This is a genomic window from Pseudomonas sp. PDM32, from assembly GCF_019219225.1.
Classification (GTDB): domain Bacteria; phylum Pseudomonadota; class Gammaproteobacteria; order Pseudomonadales; family Pseudomonadaceae; genus Aquipseudomonas; species Aquipseudomonas laurylsulfatiphila.
On sequence record NZ_JAHUWE010000049.1, the window covers coordinates 1 to 376 of the forward strand.

The following is a 376-nucleotide window of genomic DNA, read 5'->3' on the forward strand; positions in this document are numbered from 1 at the left end:
TCACGCTGAGCGTGGTGTCTTCCTGCACCGCGCCGGCATCGTTGCCGGTCGCGAAGCTGAGCACCGGCGCGTCGTTGCTGCCGGTGACAGTGATCGTCACCTGCTGGGTGTCGACGCCGCCGAGGCCATCGCTGACCTGCACGCTGAATACTTCGTTGTGACTCTCGCCCGCCTTCAGCGACTGTACCGCACTGGCGACACCATCGGTGCCGTTGGCCAGGGTGTAGGTCCACTGGCCGCTGGTGTTCACGGCGATCGAGCCGTAGGTGCCGGTTGGCGAGCCATTGATGCTCCAGGTCGCCGTGGCATCGTGATCGATGTCGGCCGAGCTGAACTGGCCAGTCACGCTGAGCGTGGTGTCTTCCTGCACCGCGCC

At 65.7% G+C, this 376-nt stretch carries 1 protein-coding gene; it reads right to left on the reverse strand.

What is annotated here, in order from left to right; all coding sequences use genetic code 11:
* Positions 1–376: VCBS domain-containing protein (locus tag KW846_RS29735; RefSeq protein ID WP_218486467.1), on the reverse strand; the 376-nt coding region annotated here is incomplete at both ends.